This is a genomic window from Vibrio sp. V31_P5A7T61 (assembly GCF_009904895.1).
GTDB lineage: Bacteria > Pseudomonadota > Gammaproteobacteria > Enterobacterales > Vibrionaceae > Vibrio > Vibrio metschnikovii.
Genome location: NZ_WXWI01000046.1, coordinates 114,814 through 132,030 on the forward strand (window position 1 = coordinate 114,814; position 17,217 = coordinate 132,030).

Below are 17,217 nucleotides of genomic sequence, written 5' to 3' on the forward strand. Positions count from 1 at the left end.
TGATTAAAAGGATTGAAATTATATAGAAAAACCCTGACTACGAATAGCTTTGTTATCAGGAATACTCATTAGAGCATTTTTATTGCTATGATTGAAACTCAGCAAAGGTTGGGTTACCCTGTCACTATGCTTTTATATGGACTTTGCCGACTATGAAATATCAACAACTCGAAAATCTGGAATGTGGTTGGAAATGGCAGTATTTAATAAAAAAATGGAAAGATGGTGAGCAAATTACTTGCCATATTGATCGTAGTGAAGTGGAAAACGCGATAGTAAAGCTCAAATCTATTGAGTATGAACCCACCTTAGTACTCGATTGGATCGCACAACATATGGCTCCCGAGCTAGAAAACAAGTTAAAACAAGCCATTCGTGCTAAGCGCAAAAGGCATTTTAATGCTGAACAGTTGCACACTCGTAAAAAGTCGATTGATCTCGATTATCGCGTATGGGAAAAATTATCCTCAAGAGCTAACGAACTCGGTTGCACTTTATCAGATGCGATTGAGTATCTACTCAGTGAAGCATCACGTAGTGAAAAAGCAAGCCGTGCGGTTAGCAGTTTAAAAGAAGATCTTAATAAGTTGTTGTCCAATGAGGAGTAAATGAAATGCTGTATGTTATTGTTATTGCGGCAATCGTCATTTTTTGGTTAGTCGCGGTCGATAGGCCAATTTTAAAAGTTACCTTCAAATCAGGGCACATAGTAGCAAGCAAGGGGCATTTTCCCGCTACTTTCAAACATAATGTCTGTGAGATAGCAGAGACAACGCCATTTGATGGTCAGATGAAGGTTTACCATCAAAGAACCGGCATGAAACTTATCTTCTCCAAACAAGTACCTAAAAAAGTTCAACAACGGATTCGTAATGTATTTCCTCATCAAGGCTTTAAGATATCAGGACCAAAAGCCAAAAAAGGTCGATAGCTTTTTACGCACGAAATAACGAAATACGGAGCTAATTAATGGAGAAAAAGCTGAGTCGAAAATTGGGTGTTCAGGGTCAATCCACGATTAAATGCTCCCTTTTAATCCTCACACTCAAGTGCGCATTATGTATATTATGTTAAATGTTATACATGTAGATACACGAGACTTATCCTTACAGCGCTCCTATTCTTCCTTTTACTTATTGTATTAAACATAAGTCTATTTACCATAAAGTATATAATTACCATATTGGTTCATGTTTGCACATTGAACAATATGGTAATTATTCTTGAGGATTTAAATACTGTTTAATAATGCGTTGTAATTCTTGGCTACGAATGGGTTTTAAAACCACATCATTCATGCCCGCTTGTCGAAATGTCGCGTGATCATCTTGCATTGCATGGGCCGTAAGCGCGATGATCGGTGTCTGGATATTCTTACTACGCAAGATTTTCGTCGCTTCAATTCCATCCATCACTGGCATCGAGATATCCATAAGAATCAAATCAAATGCATGGCTAGTTTCTGTTAATGATACGGCTTGTTGTCCATCACTCACCATGGTGACGTTGTAACCCATGCGCGATAAGATTAACTGGATGACCATTTGGTTAGTTTTGGTATCTTCAACAACTAAGATATGTCCTTGGCTACTCTGACTACTGGAGGCTTGTTTTAAAATAGGTTCAAGGGGATCAATCTTAATGCTATTTGTTTGTCGTGAATTGACGGGAAGACGGATGGTAAAATGGCTGCCTTGTCCTAAAGAACTGCTGACTGAAATCGTTCCTTTCATCAATTCTACAAGGTGTTTAGTAATCGCTAAGCCAAGCCCTGTGCCACCATAATGACGAGTAATAGAGCTATCGGCTTGAATGAATGGAGAAAACAAGTGTTCTATTCGCTCGGGCTCAATTCCAATTCCGGTGTCTTCGACATGGATGACCAACTCATTTCTTGCGGTACTTAACCGGACATCAACAGAGCCTGCTTCGGTGAATTTGATCGCATTACCAATCACGTTGAACAGTATTTGCATTAAACGTACAGGATCAACCCAATATTCATAATGATCACAAATTGATGTTCGAATATTAAAGCGGATCCCTTTAGCAACACACGCTTTATGATGATAAGACAAAGCATGAACAAGCTTCTTGTGCAAATGAACCCAGTGACGATGTAACTTAAAGTGCCCTGATTCTATGCGACTTAAATCAAGAATATCATTGATGATCACTAACAGAAGTTCTGCTGAATTTTCCATTTGTTCTAATAACTCAAGTTGAGAGTGATTAGAGTCTTCTCGCAAAATATCAATTAACCCTAAAACAGCATTGAGCGGCGTTCTCAGCTCATGACTCATCATCGCTAAAAATTGCGACTTAGCTTGGTTAGCATGTTCTGCTTGCTGCTGTGCAATATAGAGTTCATGAGTTTTTATACGCACTAAGCTTTGCAATTCTTCTTTATGTTCAATATCGTTAATAGCCCGCTCGAGGAGTGGACGAAAACGTTGCAACGTTGCTTTAGTCTCTAAACTAAACTGCCCTTTCCTACTGCCTAAAAGCAGTAATACGGAATCGCTGGTTTGCGTTTGGATACCCGTGATTAGCGCGGAGTTTATTGTGTTTTGAAGAAATGGATTAAGATTTTGAAATTCGGCAAGCTTGGTGGGCTCAAATAGGATAATACACTCGCCTTGTAATACTCGTTGAAATTTATCACCATTAAGCCACTGCTTGCCTTGAAACGCGATATTCGAGGACAGAAATGTTGAAAATAACGAATTTGGCGTGTTTTTAGCAATAACAATAAAATCATCAAAGTTAATATATCGATGAAGGACGTTTTTAAGCTCTTCAAATATCTGATATTTATTATCAGCATGACTAAGCGCCGATATGGCGCTGAGAATAACACGGTTCTCTTCCGCTAAGCGAAGCTCTCTCTCTTTACTTCTCTCTAACTCAAGTAGCACCTCACTCAGCTGCTCATTTTTGTCTTGTTCTATCATCTTTGTCTATTCTGACTCATAGAAGATAACCGATGCTATCATTAAATTTCCGTGGGCATTCTCGCCACCAATAAAACGTCCCTGTTCACCAAAAGTGAATGGACAAATAAAAGGCTGACCATGCATTTGCTCGACCAGTTTTTTATGAACGAGTTGTACATCTTCTCCTAGACGGAGCATTGCCCCTGCACAATAGATGATAATCGAGCCGAGCAGTAATGACTCATGATAGTTTTGTGTATTTGCATCTTGGATCACTCGTGATGCTCGATTGAGTAGCTGTTCTTTTGAACCGGTCATCAATCTTATTTTTTCGCCTTCATTAATCGTAGCAAATAGTTCAAGCGATCCATCATTGAGCATTTGAATAGGATGACACAATTTATAGTAAGGCTGTTGATTAACATATCCGGCCACTCTTCCTAAAGGAAATCGAGTCACATGCTCAAATAGATGTCGATCGTTAAATTGAATATTGGAGTGATCGCTGATCCACTCTTTATAAATAGCCGAGGCTGGCTCACCATCAATACTCTGAATACATCGATGGCTAGCTTGGGTAATCTCGCCTTCAAACTCAGTCGGTGAATAACCAGCACTAAAGCCAGATGTTAACGGTTTAGATGGAAAAAATAGCTGCAAGGCAATGCCGTTAGAGCTCCATCCCTGTTGGGTAATGATAGACCATTGTTTTTGAATATGATTATCAGCTGCGCTCCCACCGATAATAGGAACGTGAGTGCCAAAGGTTGCATCAATCGCATCAATAAATGCCTCTTCATGGCCGGGTGTCGAATGCAACAGGATTAAGCTTGGTACTTCACCAATTCTATTCGCTTGTCCCAAAGCTTGTTGAATAGCGACATAAGCGGCTTGCCGATCATCCTCTTGACCTAACTCGACTAAACCAGTGCCATACGCACTATAAGAGCAGTCATAAATAGCCATTAAAGCCACAACAGGCCCGATATGAAATCCTTTATCAGTCATGATCGCTTGGCATGAAGAACAGCCAATAAATGGGATTCCTGGAAAATGTAGGCGAAGCTCTTGCTGTATCTGCTTCGCGGAATACTCTTGTGAGTAGTAGCAAATTAGGTTGGACAAGCCATCTTTTTTCAATGTTTCTGCTAACTGCCCTATTGCGTCTTCAGGTCTCGTGGCATGAGTAAAAGTGGTAGTAAATTGCATATATCAAACTAATAAAGATGCGTTAATGATGCAATATTAACACGATACTTTTTTATTGACTGTCTTTGTACTGCAAGGATTGGGTGTTTTCGTGATCGATAGACTCATTTTTTAACGTTGGGTGTTCTTTAGCGGCTTCTTTATCTGTTGAATAATGAGTTATAGTGCGCCAGGTGAATGCCGATATCAGAATAGTTAACATAACGATTATTTGAATCAGCTTGTTTTTTGTCAGTTTTTCTGCTGGCATTAGGGGGTGTCCTTTATCATCAATGACTAACCGAATCAGTAACTTGGTCTTGCAGTGCTCATCGTGGGTATGTAAATAGAAAGAAGAGAGTACTACATCCGCTTTTAAATGTTAACGTCCGTGACCATGATACCGATTACCAATATTAACTGTGCTTACTCTCTTTAGTTGTTTATGGATCACTATCCTTTGACGATAATGAATGCTAGAATTCTTGATGTACATCAATTTAGTGAAAGGTTGTTATGATTTCTGAAAAGCCTGCGGCAAAGCGTATTCAATCTGGTGGCTGCGCCATTCATTGTCAAGACTGTAGTATCAGTCAACTTTGCATTCCGTTTACACTGAACGAATCAGAACTGGACCAGCTTGACCAAATTATTGAGCGTAAAAAGCCGATTCAAAAAGGACAAGCGCTCTTCAAAGCCGGTGATGAACTTCGCTCTCTGTACGCGATTCGTTCAGGAACCATTAAAAGTTATACCATCACTGAACAAGGTGATGAACAGATTACCGCTTTTCACCTTGCCGGTGATTTGGTTGGGTTCGATGCCATCACTGGCGACTCTCATCCAAGTTTTGCTCAGGCATTAGAAACCTCAATGGTTTGTGAAATACCGTATGAAATCTTAGATGACCTTTCTGGAAAAATGCCTAAGTTACGCCAACAAATTATGCGTTTGATGAGTAACGAGATTAAGGGCGATCAAGAGATGATCCTATTACTCTCAAAAAAGAATGCCGAAGAGAGATTGGCGGCCTTCTTGTATAATCTATCAACGCGTTTTTCTCAACGAGGATTTAGCCCTCGCGAATTCCGTTTAACCATGACTCGTGGTGACATTGGCAATTACTTAGGCTTAACCGTAGAAACTATCAGTCGTTTACTGGGACGTTTTCAAAAATCAGAAATGCTTAGCGTGAAAGGCAAATACATCACAATTTTAGATCATGACGCTTTAATGCAATTAGCGGGTGTATCGAAAGACAGCAAGTAATTCTTGATTCATGGCGATGATGCAGCACTTTGATGAGCTGCATCATACTTTTCTTAAAAAACTGACTCTCTTCACTAAAACTCTCTCTCCAACTGCGTTAAAGTATCTCTAAGGTCTGTGAGTTATTGACCTCCTCCACAAACAAGGAGTTTGTTATGAGTATCTATAGCAAAATATTAGTTGTTGCAGACATTAATCACGATGAACAACCGGCATTAGCCAGAGCAGTTCAGCTAGCAGCAAAAAGCCAATCCCCGAGTCATATCACTTTCTTTATGTCGATTTATGATTTTTCTTATGACATGACTTCGATGCTTTCTATTGATGAACGAGATGCGATGCGCAGAGGCGTGATTCAACAACGAGAACAATGGATGAGAAGCGTTGCTGAACCTTATATCGATTCATCCATTCAATTTGATGTAAAGGTGGTTTGGCACAATCGTCCTTACGAGGCGATCATTGCAGAAGTCTTCTCTGGTCAACATGATATTCTTATCAAAGGCACTCATAAACATGATGTATTGGAATCAGTAATATTTACTCCTACTGATTGGCATCTACTGCGCAAATGCCCGACTCCTGTTTTACTGGTTAAACACAGCCACTGGCCTGAGAATGCGAATATTATCGCCTCTGTTCACGTGGGGTCAGAGGTTGATACTCATATTCAGCTCAACGATATCATGGTCGAACAACTACTCAATTTAACTCAACGTCTGGGGGCATCGCCCTATTTAGTTAATGCTTACCCGGTAACGCCAGCCAATATTACGATTGAGCTACCTGAGTTTGACCCGACCACTTATACTGATGCCGTTCGTGGCCATCACCTCACATCGATGAAAGCACTAAGACAAAAACATGGTTTAGATGAAAGCCAAACTATTGTTCAACAAGGTTTACCTGAAGATGTTATTCCCGAGGCAGCCAAAACGCTTGATGCGGCGATGGTCATTTTAGGAACGACAGGGCGAACTGGACTTTCAGCCGTCTTTATTGGTAATACCGCTGAACAAGTCATTGATAAAATCAACTGTGATGTCCTTGCCCTAAAACCCGCTGGGTATATTAGTCCTCTTGATCCTAACATCGCTAGCTAAACACTCTGTTTGCTATTTATAAGTCCCCATCCCCTTGGTTGGGGATTTTTTGTTATCGGGCATGCTTAATACTGGCATCTTGTCAGTAGATCCGTATTATACGCACTTCATTTTGTGTGGAAGATTAAAGAACGAAAGCCAATGACAGAGCAAACTCAAGAGTTGACTAAAGCCCAACATTATAATTTCAATAAGCTACAAAAACGTATTCGTCGTAATACGGGGCAAGCTATTGCTGACTTTAATATGATTGAAGATGGCGACCGAATCATGGTCTGTTTATCGGGAGGCAAAGACAGCTTCACGATGCTCGACATTCTGATGAGTTTGCAAAAAAGTGCACCGATCACCTTCTCACTCATCGCTGTCAATCTTGATCAAAAACAACCCGGATTTCCTGAACATATTCTACCTGAATACCTTCAAGAATTAGGCGTTGAGTATAAGATCATTGAAGAAGACACCTATTCAATCGTACAAGATAAAGTTCCCGAAGGTAAAACCACGTGCGCTCTGTGTTCTCGCCTACGCCGTGGTATTTTATATCGTGCAGCGAAGGAGTTAGGGGCCACTAAAATTGCTTTAGGCCATCACCGTGATGACATTATTGAAACCTTGTTTTTGAATATGTTCTATGGCGGAAAAATGAAAGGGATGCCACCTAAGTTAGTCTCTGACAATGGCGAGCATGTGGTGATTCGCCCTCTTGCTTACTGCAGAGAAAAAGACATCATCAAGTACGCAAACCATCGCGCTTATCCTATCATTCCCTGCAATTTATGCGGTTCACAGCCCAATATGCAGCGCCAAAATATTAAGCAGATGCTTAATGCTTGGGATAAACAGTTTCCTGGTCGTATAGAAACCATGTTTAGAGCCATGCAAAATGTCGTGCCTAGCCATCTTGCCGACTTTGAATTATTTGATTTTAAGTCGATCAATCGTGATTCTGGCGTCATTAATGGTGGTGACATTGGTTTTGATAAAGAACCCGTCCCACAGCCTATTCTCGATGAAGACGATACAGTGATACCGTTTGATCCTGCATTAAAATTAGACGTGACTAACTTGTAGCATGTTGTTGATAACCAGTTGAATGGATACCAATAAGGCTGCCACTGGGCAGCCTTATTGGTATTTTCAGTTTATTGCTCTACCCAATAAACTTGATTATGGCGGATCATCGCCTGTACATCTTGCACATAATCCGCGCCACGCTCAGAGTAACGCAATAATCCATTACTCAAAACCAATGCACTATCAACACTGAGTAGATTGGCATCATTCTGACGCAACTGTTGACGAATTTTACGTAAATCACGATAAGCCGCATTACGATTCACATTCATAAAATAACGATGAATCGATTCTTGAACCGAAGAAAATTTCGCCACTTCATGGGTCATTCCTGCGCCTCTTGCTGCTGGTACTACCCCACAGCCCGGAGAATAGCACCACTGACCAAAATAGTTATTCGCTTCAATAGCAAAACGCGAAGTTCCCCAGGCGGACTCATTAGCAGCTTGAGTCAGCACTAACGCTTCTGGTAAAACGTCAACACGCTGCAACATACCATTCAGCCATTCACTACTCAGTCGATTTCCCTTATTCAGTGCTAAACCGTATTGTTCAGCCAATTGAGCCGCCAGTGTCTTATCTTTGGCTGACAGTTTGCCTTGCTGAAAACGGGTAGCTAGTCGTTGCAATTGTTGCCTTTCTTGTAAAATACGTTGGTTCTCAAACGCAACTCCAGGTCTTAAGTAAGAAAAAAATGCCTCTTTTTTCTCTGCTATATCCGTTATCGATGAAAAATCAGGGGCTGCTGATACTGCATGGCCGGTTAACTCAACCGAAGGGTGATCAGCAGTCCGGGTTGAGTAATAAAGACTCAATCCAATCAACACCATCGCTAACCCTATGAGGATAAAGCGCTTACGCATTAAAAATTTGTGAATTTGCATCATGATCATCATCGCTATTGGTTTTCTTCGTGGCAACGATTTGTAAACGAATACCAAACATATTACGGTAAATAATGCCTTTCACATGAAAAAAGAAAGGCAGAACAAAGATTAAGCCAATACCATAAAACAGGACGGCAGCTACGAACATCAACATCAGTAAAGCGTAGATGCCCGCTAAAGGTAGCAGTTTTTTGTTCACTGCACGTAATGATAGCCACAGTGCTTGCATCGGGGGAACTTTCTTTTCACAGATCAGTAAAATCGAATTACTAAAAGCCAGTGAAAAATACATCGAGAGGAGTGGGAAAATCATCCCGGCAACCCCTTGTAGTACTAGGCTCAATAATGAAGCAATAATTACTGGTATGGTGAACTGCAACCCTTTAGTAATATGATTGGTCCTAGTTTTAAGCCCGGCAGCATGACTCATGGCCATTAAACTCACGCCAGCATAAATCGGAGCACTGACTACTTCGTAACTAAAGTTAGCAATCAAAATCCCTTGAATAACGCCCGGAGGGATATTGCCCTCTTGAGCAAATAAAGAAAAGATGACCGACGGATCGCCGACCATTAATCTGAAGGCAATGATAAAAATCGCCAATTGGATCACGACCAAAATAACAATGGCAGGAGAAAAAGACAGGAAGTGTTTCAGGGTACAATCCCATGCTTCTTTTAGTACCTCACCTATCTTAAGTTGGTAATCACCAGAAAGAGCGCGTTCCAACGTTCCCCCTAAGTTAAAATCTTTCTCGATATTATTGCTCATAATTCGCCCTAGTTTGGCCTGTCAAAAATGCTTTCGAAACAAATGGAGATAGTTTTTCATTATACTGAAATAACGTCGAGTCTAAAATCTTACTGTCAAACTCAGCTTGCTTTATGCTTCATATGGCTGATAATTGACCACTTAAAAGCCTTTATTATTCGTTAACAGGGCATGGTAAAGAATCATCACTCAACGATGCAAAATTTTTTCTGTTTCAAGATAAGAAAATACTTTGATTTCGTCGGGTATGCTAATTATGATGCGCCCTTTGAAAAGGTATAACCAGTGTATAAATTGGATGTATAAGTACACCAAGCATGATTCTGATTTATGACTGGTTTTCGTGTTATACCCGAACAACCGAGAGTGATGGCAACGTCTGCTGCCACTTTAAGCTAAACGGGAATAATAATGCACTGTATATCACGCTCCTATACTCAAAAAAGTTAAGGACGATTGTTTGAATGAACCATTAGCCATTCAACGACGTTTTTGCCATTTTTTGGGTATACAACCACTGTGGGAGAAAAACAGACGTTGAACAAACAACACTCGGTAGGAAAGCCAGTTATTCGTCTATCTGGCATTAGCAAAAGCTTTGATGGTAAAGAGATCATTTCTCACCTGAATTTAGATGTCAATCACGGTGAATTCTTAACTATACTTGGCCCATCAGGGTGTGGGAAAACCACCGTACTACGAATGATTGCTGGTTTTGAGACGGTCGATAACGGCCAGATCTTACTTGACGGTCAAGATGTGACTCAAGTTCCTGCTGAGCAGAGGCATGTCAACACGGTCTTCCAAAGTTACGCCTTGTTTCCTCATATGACCGTGTTTGATAACGTAGCCTTCGGATTGCGTATGCAGAAAGTACCAAGCGCAGAGATTGAACCACGAGTAATGGAAGCACTACGCATGGTTCGCTTAGAGCAAATGGCGCAGCGTAAGCCACATCAGCTTTCTGGTGGTCAGCAACAACGTATTGCGATTGCTCGTGCCGTGGTCAATAAACCTAAAGTGTTATTGTTGGATGAATCTTTATCCGCTCTCGATTATAAACTGCGTAAACAGATGCAAATCGAGCTGAAGCAACTCCAACGTCAACTGGGCATTACCTTCATCTTCGTTACTCACGATCAAGAAGAAGCTTTGTCCATGTCGGATCGAATCATTGTTATGCGCGATGGATGCATCGAGCAAGATGGTTCACCACGTGAAATTTATGAAGAGCCCAAAAACCTATTTGTTGCCCGATTTATCGGTGAGATCAACGTATTTAATGCCGTCACTCAAGATCGTATCGATGATAAATGCATTAACGTACAGATCGAAGGCGTTCCTGCAATTGTCTATTATGATCAACCCGTGACTAGCGGCGATAAACTGCAAGTCTTACTGCGTCCAGAAGATTTACGCATTGAAGAGATCAAAGAATCAGAAAGTGCGGGTATTGTTGGTCATGTTATCGATCGTACTTATAAAGGCATGACGTTAGAGTCAGTGGTTGAATTAGAGTCAGGCATGCGCGTTATGGTGAGTGAATTCTTTAACGAGGATGATCCAGACGTAGACCACTCTATCGGCCAGAAAGTCGCCATCACTTGGGTTGAAAGCTGGGAGGTCGTCCTCAATGATGAGCAACAAGCTTAATCTACAAAACGCAATTATTGTTTTGATTGTCGGCTGGTTAGGTCTGTTTGTTCTGATCCCCAATCTGATGATCATTGTGACCAGCTTTTTAACGCGTGATGAATCGAACTTAATCGCTTTTACCTTTACGTTCGATAACTATCTTCGTTTAATGGATCCGATTTATGCCAGAGTGATGCTGCACTCATTTTACATGGCTATCGTGGCGACCTTAATCTGTCTTGTGGTCGGCTATCCATTTGCGTATATCGTTGCCAAAATGCCGCAAAAATGGCGCCCTATTATGCTGTTTTTAGTGATTGTTCCATTTTGGACTAACTCGCTGATCCGTACCTATGGATTAAAAATTGTTTTGGGCACTCAAGGTATTTTGAATAAAGCATTATTAAGCATCGGCATCATCGATACTCCGATCCGTATCATGTTCACCGAAACCGCGGTAATGATTGGTTTAGTGTACATCTTGCTGCCATTTATGATTTTGCCTCTCTATTCTGCGATCGAGAAGCTCGATCATACTTATATAGAAGCAGCACGAGATCTTGGTGCGAACAAGTTACAAACGCTAATTAAAGTCATTTTACCCTTAACCATGCCCGGCATTATTGGCGGCTGTTTACTGGTACTGCTACCAGCATTAGGAATGTTCTATATTTCTGATTTACTGGGAGGGGCGAAAAACTTATTGATCGGTAACGTCATTAAGAGCCAAGTACTCAACGCCCGAGACTGGCCATTTGGTGCGGCGACAAGTATTGCCCTCACCTTAGCCATGGCCGTCATGCTCTATGCGTACTATCGAGCAGGTAAACTCTTGAATAAGAAATCGGAGCTAAGCTAATGGGAAAGACAGTTCGATTTAGCTTTATGAGCTTAGTGTACTTATTTTTGTACCTACCGATTATTGTTTTGATTGTGAACTCTTTTAACGACAACCGCTTTGGGATTCGTTGGGGTGGCTTCACGACCAAGTGGTATCATGCTTTGATTAATAATGACAGCTTGATGCAAGCCGCCTGGCACTCTATCAATATTGCGGTCTTTTCAGCGACCGCAGCGACAATTATTGGTAGCTTGACGGCTGTTGCCCTATTTCGTTACCAGTTTAAAGGTAAGAAAATGGTCAATGGCATGCTGTTTGTTGTCATGATGTCACCAGATATCGTAATGGCAATTTCATTACTGGCGCTGTTTTTAGTCCTCGGCTTTCAATTGGGCTTTCTAACCCTTTTGATTGCGCACATCACCTTCTGCTTACCCTTTGTGGTGGTCACGGTTTACAGCCGTTTGAATGGTTTTGATGTGAAGATGTTAGAAGCGGCAAAAGATCTCGGAGCGAGCGAATGGGTTATATTGAAAAATATTATTTTCCCACTTGCTAAGCCAGCCGTTGCGGCAGGTTGGTTATTAAGTTTTACCTTGTCACTCGATGATGTCATCATCAGTTCTTTTGTGACAGGACCAACCTATGAAATTCTCCCTTTAAAGATTTACTCTATGGTTAGGGTTGGGATTTCACCGGAAGTGAATGCGTTAGCGACTGTGATGTTAGTGGTTTCATTAATCCTTGTGATCACTTCACAGTTGTTAGCCAGAGAAAAAGTGAAGTAATATACTCACTGCATGTTAAAAACACGAAACAGAATGGCCACCATGACCATTCTGTTTCTCTATGTAACGCCCTAATGGGCAACGTTTGGTTTGGAGCTAACGTCGATGAAAAAATGGGCTACTTTATTAGCTGGTAGTGCATGTGCGCTTTCACTGTTGTCAAATTCAGCTATCGCGCAAGATAAAGAATTGGTTTTCATGAACTGGGGACCTTACATTAACAGTAATATCCTTGAACAGTTTACTCGTGAAACCGGTATCAAAGTCATTTACTCAACTTATGAGTCAAATGAAACTTTATACGCCAGACTAAAAACCCATAATCAGGGCTACGATCTTATTGTTCCTTCGACCTATTTCGTATCCAAAATGCGTGATGAGGGTATGATTCAGAAAATAGATAAGTCTAAGCTGTCTAATTTCAGTAATTTAGACGCTAACTACCTGAATAAACCTTATGATCCGAACAACGACTACTCGATTCCACATGTGGTCGCCATTACCGGTTTAGCGGTCAATACTGATATGTATGACCCGAATGATTTCCAAAGCTGGGGTGACCTATGGAAGCCTGAGCTGGCGAGACAATTGATGTTAATGGACGATACTCGCGAAGTGTTCCATATCGCTCTGCGTAAACTCGGCTATTCCGGTAATACCACTGACGATAAGCAAATTGATGAAGCCTACGCTGAATTACGTAAATTAATGCCGAATGTTTTGGTGTTTAACTCTGACAACCCTGCTGCACCCTATCTTGCTGGTGAAGTCGGTTTAGGGATGTTATGGAATGGCTCTGCAGCGGCAGCGCAAAATGAAGGATTACCGATCAAACTGATCTTCCCGAAAGAAGGCGGTATTGGTTGGGTCGATAACTTCGCCATTGCTTCAGGAGCGAAAAATGTCGACGCCGCCCATAAGATGATCGACTTTTTACTGCGCCCTGAAATCGCTGAGCAAATCTCTCGTGATACTGGCTACTTAACAGGTGTGGCGGAATCGAACGCTAAATTCAAAGATATCGCCCCCCTATTCCCATCTCAAGAAGATTTAGATCGCGTGGAATGGCAAGATGCGGTGGGAGACAAAACCATTAAGTATGAAAACTACTTTATGCGTTTAAAATCAGGTTTATAAACCTACGAGCTTAAGTAAATGGGCAGCATTAGCTGCCTATTTTTTTGTGAGCTGGTATACTTGGCGGCTGATTTAGCTAATCTCTCTAGCCTATTTGGGCTTTTGCTACCAAAATACGGAATTGTAATGAAGAAAAGTAAACTGTATGCGGGCGTACTATGCGCAGCGACTCTATTCACTACCCACGCGATGGCCAACGATACCGAGCTGTATTTTTATAACTGGTCGGAATATATCCCTAGCGATGTACTAGAAGAATTTAGTAAAGAAACCGGTATCCGAGTCATTTATTCGACGTACGAATCAAACGAAAGCATGTACGCGAAGTTAAAAACCCAAGGTGCTGGTTATGACTTAGTGGTTCCTTCAACTTATTTTGTCTCTAAGATGCGCAAAGAAGGCATGCTGCAACCCATCGACAAAAATCAATTAAGTCATTTTGCGGATCTTGACCCTAATTTTCTCAATAAATCTTTTGATCCCGAAAACCGTTACTCAATCCCTTATATCTGGGGAGCGACAGGTATTGGCATTAACACCGACATGCTTGATAAATCAGCACTGACCAATTGGAACGATTTATGGGATGCCAAATGGCGTGGTCAGCTTATGCTGATGGATGACGCTCGTGAAGTGTTCCATATGGCTTTAAGTAAATTGGGTTACTCGCCAAATAGTACCAATCCAGAAGAGATTGAAGCCGCTTATCAAGAGCTAACCAAACTGATGCCAAATGTCTTGGTCTTTAACTCTGATTTCCCAGCCAACCCGTTTTTAGCCGGAGAAGTTTCGCTTGGGATGTTGTGGAATGGGTCTGCCTACATGGCGCGTCAAGAAGGAGCCAATATTGAGATTATTTGGCCAGAAAAAGGCGCTATTTTCTGGATGGACAGCATTGCGATTCCTGCAGGTGCCAAAAATATCGAAGCGGCACATAAAATGATCGACTTCTTATTGCGTCCGGAAAATGCAGCAAAAATCGCGCTGGAAATCGGCTATCCAACACCAGTCAAAACGGCCCATAAGCTATTACCTGCAGAATTTGTCAATGACCCGAATATCTTCCCACCACAATCAGTCATGGATAGCGGTGAATGGCAAGATGATGTCGGTGAAGCATCAATATTATACGATAACTACTTCCAACGCTTAAAAGTGAAGTAATCAGCGATTCTATCAATGTGAAAAAGCGGCTGATGCCGCTTTTTTCTTGCCTGTTTTCTGTGCTAGATGAAAACGATGTGACGTTAGCAAAAAATGAGGTTCTTTTCCTCTTATCGAGGGGAATCTTGCAGCATTAATAGCTCGTTAACTAAACGAGGGACCTCAAACGTCGCTTTGCCATAACGTTTTTCAGCAAACTCACTTTCAATCGCGCTCGGCTCTAAATTAATTTCAATCGTATGTGCGCCGTGCATTCTCGCATCATGCACAAAACCAGCCGCCGGATAAACCACACCAGATGTACCAATAGAGACAAATAAATCGGCTTTTTCTAATGCGCTATAAATATCCCCCATCCGCAAAGGCATTTCCCCAAACCAAACAATATGAGGCCGCATTTGTTGCGGAATTTGACAGCAATGACACAGTTCACCGGTCAATAAATCGCCTTTTTGTTCAACCACTTGATTAGACATACTACAGCGAGCTTTAAATAACTCGCCATGCATATGAATGATGTTTTGACTACCGCCTCGCTCATGCAGATCATCAATATTCTGAGTAATGATGGTTACTGAACCATTCAGTTGTCGCTCTAGCTCGCCAAGAGCAAGATGAGCCGCATTGGGTTGAATCTCAGGAGAGCCTAGTTTTCTGCGGCGCTGATTATAAAAGTCTTGCACCAAATCAGGATCACGAGCAAAACCTTCTGGTGTGGCAACATCTTCAATCCGGTGGTTTTCCCATAATCCATCTTGGGCCCGAAAGGTTTGAATACCCGACTCGGCAGATATCCCCGCGCCGGTCAATACTACAATATTGCGATAGGGGAAATTCATCATCCATTCCTTATTTTCAATCTTTACACCAGTTTAGCATTGATAAACGAGCGTCCCTAATTTCAAGGCTTAGACAATAGTCGAAAAAAACACCCAGACTCGCTGGGTGTGATGCTTAAAGATTCGGGCCTTTCGTTGGGCGATGAGCAATATCGGCTCGTAGCTGCTTCATACCTTGCACCATACGCCAAAACCATAAGGTAATGGCACCTAACGCAATGAACGCGCCAAGGTAAGGGATAGCGTAGCCAATCGTACTTAACCAAGTATTACTAAACCAATAACGATTGACTCCCATCAGAACGCCATTTGCCGTAGCAACGGTGACAATTAACACCACAAAAAAGGTTAAGAATAAGAAAAAAGTACGAATTAATCCGTAATAATGGGAATTCGCCACCTCGCCATCTTGGTTTTTATCCAACCGATAGCCAGCATAGATAATGCCAATCACCCCAGAAAGTAACCCAGTAAATGGGGTCAGCAAACTGGCGATATACACAAACCAAACGGATTTATTTTTACTGGCGGGGATCATCATGACTCTCCTGTATCTTTGGAACTTGATGGTCAGCCGCTTCAATTTCGCCTCGCGCTTTGACTTCTTCATACCATAAATCATGATGTTCTTTGGCCCAGGTCTCATCGACTTTACCTGTCACCATCCCTTCTAATGCTCCTTCCATACCAAATAAACCGATATAAATATGGAAAATAAAGCCACAAATAAGGATTAAAGCAGAGAACATGTGGATCAAATTCGAGAGTTCCATATCGCGGCGTGTTTGCCCAAGAATCGGAAAGTCTAAAATAAGTCCACTGATCGCAGCAAAGCTACCAAATACGATCAAAAGCCAATAGATCGCTTTTTCACCACCATTGGAAAAGCCAGCCGAAGGATGGGTTCCTTTGTGCTTGCCCGCCATTCCTCCCAATTTTAAAAACCATTGGAAATCAACCTTGTTGAATAAGGATTTTCGCCACCATTTCAGCAACATAAAAATCAGCAACACAAAGAATAAGGGGCCAACGTAATTGTGGTATTGCTTAGCGGAATAAATGACCATTCCCCACCAATCGTTAGGAATGTAAGGTTTAAGAAAGTGTTTACCATAAACCAACATTAAACCACTGAACGCCAAGGTAAGAAAAGTAAACGCCATACTCCAGTGCAACGCTCGATCCAAACGCGACCAACGTTTTAATTTTCGCCCCGTTCTTGGCTGACTAAGCATGATTGGGCCCATCAACCAATAGGCCATCACAACCATCACAATACTACCAAAAATCGCCACTGCCCCAGCAGGAGACATCCATTTCTCTTTTAAGACAAACCACATTTCACCCGGTGTACTGATTAACACGCCATGCTCAGGAGAACGTGATGTGGTATAGCCTTCTTGACCTTGCCTCACTTGACGCCAAAAGTCGGCACCCGCTAATTGAGAGATCTCTTTTTGCGCCACATTGTGATTAGTGGACTCGCCCTCATTGGCTAATAATGGGAGAGATAAACAACTAAGAGTTAAGATCAATAGCACCAAGACCTGCTGAAACGCACGCTTTATCTGATATTGCATC

At 41.7% G+C, this 17,217-nt stretch carries 18 protein-coding genes; 10 read left to right on the forward strand and 8 right to left on the reverse strand.

What is annotated here, in order from left to right:
- The first annotated feature begins 152 nt into the window (after positions 1–152).
- Positions 153–608 (forward strand): macrodomain Ter protein MatP, encoded by a 456-nt coding sequence (gene matP / locus CAG58_RS10450; RefSeq protein ID WP_154168209.1) that lies wholly within the window; start codon positions 153–155, stop codon positions 606–608.
- A gap of 5 nt (positions 609–613) precedes the next feature.
- Positions 614–931: a DUF3634 family protein gene (locus CAG58_RS10455; protein WP_158138443.1), complete on the forward strand. Its 318-nt coding sequence runs from the start codon at positions 614–616 to the stop codon at positions 929–931.
- A gap of 286 nt (positions 932–1,217) precedes the next feature.
- On the opposite strand, the gene CAG58_RS10460 is transcribed toward CAG58_RS10455, so the two are convergent.
- The 3 genes from CAG58_RS10460 to CAG58_RS16825 are packed head-to-tail and all read right to left on the reverse strand — an operon-like array spanning position 1,218 to position 4,395.
- Positions 1,218–2,951: an ATP-binding protein gene (locus CAG58_RS10460; protein WP_161425338.1), complete on the reverse strand. Its 1,734-nt coding sequence runs from the start codon at positions 2,949–2,951 to the stop codon at positions 1,218–1,220.
- A 9-nt stretch (positions 2,952–2,960) separates the two neighbouring features.
- Positions 2,961–4,145, reverse strand: coding sequence for an FIST N-terminal domain-containing protein (locus tag CAG58_RS10465; protein ID WP_161425336.1), 1,185 nt, complete (start codon positions 4,143–4,145; stop codon positions 2,961–2,963).
- Between the two features lie 52 nt (positions 4,146–4,197).
- A complete protein-coding gene (locus CAG58_RS16825) occupies positions 4,198–4,395 on the reverse strand; it encodes a hypothetical protein (protein WP_170905807.1) in 198 nt (65 codons plus the stop codon).
- 245 nt (positions 4,396–4,640) lie between these two features.
- Here CAG58_RS16825 and CAG58_RS10470 point away from each other — a divergent pair, with 245 nt between their 5' ends.
- The 3 genes from CAG58_RS10470 (at position 4,641) to ttcA (ending at position 7,570) form a co-directional block, all read left to right on the forward strand.
- Complete coding sequence (locus tag CAG58_RS10470) at positions 4,641–5,393, forward strand: FNR family transcription factor (RefSeq protein ID WP_072669111.1); 753 nt, start codon at positions 4,641–4,643, stop codon at positions 5,391–5,393.
- A gap of 155 nt (positions 5,394–5,548) precedes the next feature.
- Positions 5,549–6,496: a universal stress protein UspE gene (gene uspE / locus CAG58_RS10475; protein ID WP_115152734.1), complete on the forward strand. Its 948-nt coding sequence runs from the start codon at positions 5,549–5,551 to the stop codon at positions 6,494–6,496.
- A gap of 141 nt (positions 6,497–6,637) precedes the next feature.
- Positions 6,638–7,570, forward strand: coding sequence for a tRNA 2-thiocytidine(32) synthetase TtcA (gene ttcA, locus CAG58_RS10480; RefSeq protein WP_004395278.1), 933 nt, complete (start codon positions 6,638–6,640; stop codon positions 7,568–7,570).
- A 71-nt stretch (positions 7,571–7,641) separates the two neighbouring features.
- Here ttcA and CAG58_RS10485 read toward each other — a convergent pair whose 3' ends face one another.
- The gene (locus CAG58_RS10485; RefSeq protein WP_040904819.1) at positions 7,642–8,436 is read right to left on the reverse strand and encodes a glucosaminidase domain-containing protein; all 795 of its coding nucleotides are present in this window, start codon (positions 8,434–8,436) and stop codon (positions 7,642–7,644) included.
- Positions 8,429–9,232: a hypothetical protein gene (locus tag CAG58_RS10490; protein WP_161425335.1), complete on the reverse strand. Its 804-nt coding sequence runs from the start codon at positions 9,230–9,232 to the stop codon at positions 8,429–8,431. Before CAG58_RS10490 ends, CAG58_RS10485 begins: the two co-directional genes overlap by 8 nt.
- Positions 9,233–9,751: 519 nt before the next feature.
- Here CAG58_RS10490 and potA point away from each other — a divergent pair.
- From potA to CAG58_RS10515, 5 genes are all read left to right on the forward strand, one after another.
- Positions 9,752–10,885 (forward strand): spermidine/putrescine ABC transporter ATP-binding protein PotA, encoded by a 1,134-nt coding sequence (gene potA, locus CAG58_RS10495; protein WP_040904817.1) that lies wholly within the window; start codon positions 9,752–9,754, stop codon positions 10,883–10,885.
- Positions 10,869–11,726, forward strand: coding sequence for a spermidine/putrescine ABC transporter permease PotB (potB, locus tag CAG58_RS10500; RefSeq protein WP_004395274.1), 858 nt, complete (start codon positions 10,869–10,871; stop codon positions 11,724–11,726). The genes potA and potB overlap by 17 nt, the downstream gene beginning before the upstream one ends.
- Positions 11,726–12,496 carry a spermidine/putrescine ABC transporter permease PotC gene (potC, locus tag CAG58_RS10505; protein WP_004395273.1) on the forward strand — a complete coding sequence of 257 codons (771 nt, stop codon included), beginning with the start codon at positions 11,726–11,728 and terminating at the stop codon, positions 12,494–12,496. Before potB ends, potC begins: the two co-directional genes overlap by 1 nt.
- A gap of 105 nt (positions 12,497–12,601) precedes the next feature.
- Positions 12,602–13,633, forward strand: coding sequence for an extracellular solute-binding protein (locus CAG58_RS10510; protein WP_040904305.1), 1,032 nt, complete (start codon positions 12,602–12,604; stop codon positions 13,631–13,633).
- A 126-nt stretch (positions 13,634–13,759) separates the two neighbouring features.
- Positions 13,760–14,797, forward strand: a complete 1,038-nt coding sequence (locus CAG58_RS10515) for an extracellular solute-binding protein (RefSeq protein WP_154168197.1) — start codon at positions 13,760–13,762, stop codon at positions 14,795–14,797.
- Between the two features lie 110 nt (positions 14,798–14,907).
- Here CAG58_RS10515 and cobB read toward each other — a convergent pair whose 3' ends face one another.
- From cobB to CAG58_RS10530, 3 genes are all read right to left on the reverse strand, one after another.
- Positions 14,908–15,636, reverse strand: a complete 729-nt coding sequence (gene cobB / locus CAG58_RS10520) for a Sir2 family NAD+-dependent deacetylase (protein ID WP_161425334.1) — start codon at positions 15,634–15,636, stop codon at positions 14,908–14,910.
- A 115-nt stretch (positions 15,637–15,751) separates the two neighbouring features.
- Positions 15,752–16,174, reverse strand: a complete 423-nt coding sequence (locus CAG58_RS10525; protein ID WP_161429715.1) for a hypothetical protein — start codon at positions 16,172–16,174, stop codon at positions 15,752–15,754.
- Positions 16,158–17,216: a formate dehydrogenase subunit gamma gene (locus CAG58_RS10530; RefSeq protein WP_161425600.1), complete on the reverse strand. Its 1,059-nt coding sequence runs from the start codon at positions 17,214–17,216 to the stop codon at positions 16,158–16,160. The genes CAG58_RS10525 and CAG58_RS10530 overlap by 17 nt, the downstream gene beginning before the upstream one ends.
- Position 17,217 lies beyond the last annotated feature (1 nt).

What these genes read in the sequence shown, in the direction of transcription:
- ttcA (WP_004395278.1), top strand. Translation starts at nt 6,638, where the DNA reads ATGACAGAGCAAACTCAAGAGTTGACTAAAGCCCAACATTATAATTTC.
- potB (WP_004395274.1), top strand. Translation starts at nt 10,869, where the DNA reads ATGAGCAACAAGCTTAATCTACAAAACGCAATTATTGTTTTGATTGTC.
- matP (WP_154168209.1), top strand. Translation starts at nt 153, where the DNA reads ATGAAATATCAACAACTCGAAAATCTGGAATGTGGTTGGAAATGGCAG.
- CAG58_RS10510 (WP_040904305.1), top strand. Translation starts at nt 12,602, where the DNA reads ATGAAAAAATGGGCTACTTTATTAGCTGGTAGTGCATGTGCGCTTTCA.
- CAG58_RS10515 (WP_154168197.1), top strand. Translation starts at nt 13,760, where the DNA reads ATGAAGAAAAGTAAACTGTATGCGGGCGTACTATGCGCAGCGACTCTA.
- CAG58_RS10465 (WP_161425336.1), bottom strand. Translation starts at nt 4,145, where the DNA reads ATGCAATTTACTACCACTTTTACTCATGCCACGAGACCTGAAGACGCA.
- uspE (WP_115152734.1), top strand. Translation starts at nt 5,549, where the DNA reads ATGAGTATCTATAGCAAAATATTAGTTGTTGCAGACATTAATCACGAT.
- CAG58_RS10470 (WP_072669111.1), top strand. Translation starts at nt 4,641, where the DNA reads ATGATTTCTGAAAAGCCTGCGGCAAAGCGTATTCAATCTGGTGGCTGC.
- CAG58_RS10525 (WP_161429715.1), bottom strand. Translation starts at nt 16,174, where the DNA reads ATGATCCCCGCCAGTAAAAATAAATCCGTTTGGTTTGTGTATATCGCC.
- CAG58_RS10455 (WP_158138443.1), top strand. Translation starts at nt 614, where the DNA reads ATGCTGTATGTTATTGTTATTGCGGCAATCGTCATTTTTTGGTTAGTC.
- CAG58_RS16825 (WP_170905807.1), bottom strand. Translation starts at nt 4,395, where the DNA reads ATGCCAGCAGAAAAACTGACAAAAAACAAGCTGATTCAAATAATCGTT.
- CAG58_RS10530 (WP_161425600.1), bottom strand. Translation starts at nt 17,216, where the DNA reads ATGCAATATCAGATAAAGCGTGCGTTTCAGCAGGTCTTGGTGCTATTG.
- potC (WP_004395273.1), top strand. Translation starts at nt 11,726, where the DNA reads ATGGGAAAGACAGTTCGATTTAGCTTTATGAGCTTAGTGTACTTATTT.
- CAG58_RS10485 (WP_040904819.1), bottom strand. Translation starts at nt 8,436, where the DNA reads ATGCGTAAGCGCTTTATCCTCATAGGGTTAGCGATGGTGTTGATTGGA.
- cobB (WP_161425334.1), bottom strand. Translation starts at nt 15,636, where the DNA reads ATGAATTTCCCCTATCGCAATATTGTAGTATTGACCGGCGCGGGGATA.
- CAG58_RS10490 (WP_161425335.1), bottom strand. Translation starts at nt 9,232, where the DNA reads ATGAGCAATAATATCGAGAAAGATTTTAACTTAGGGGGAACGTTGGAA.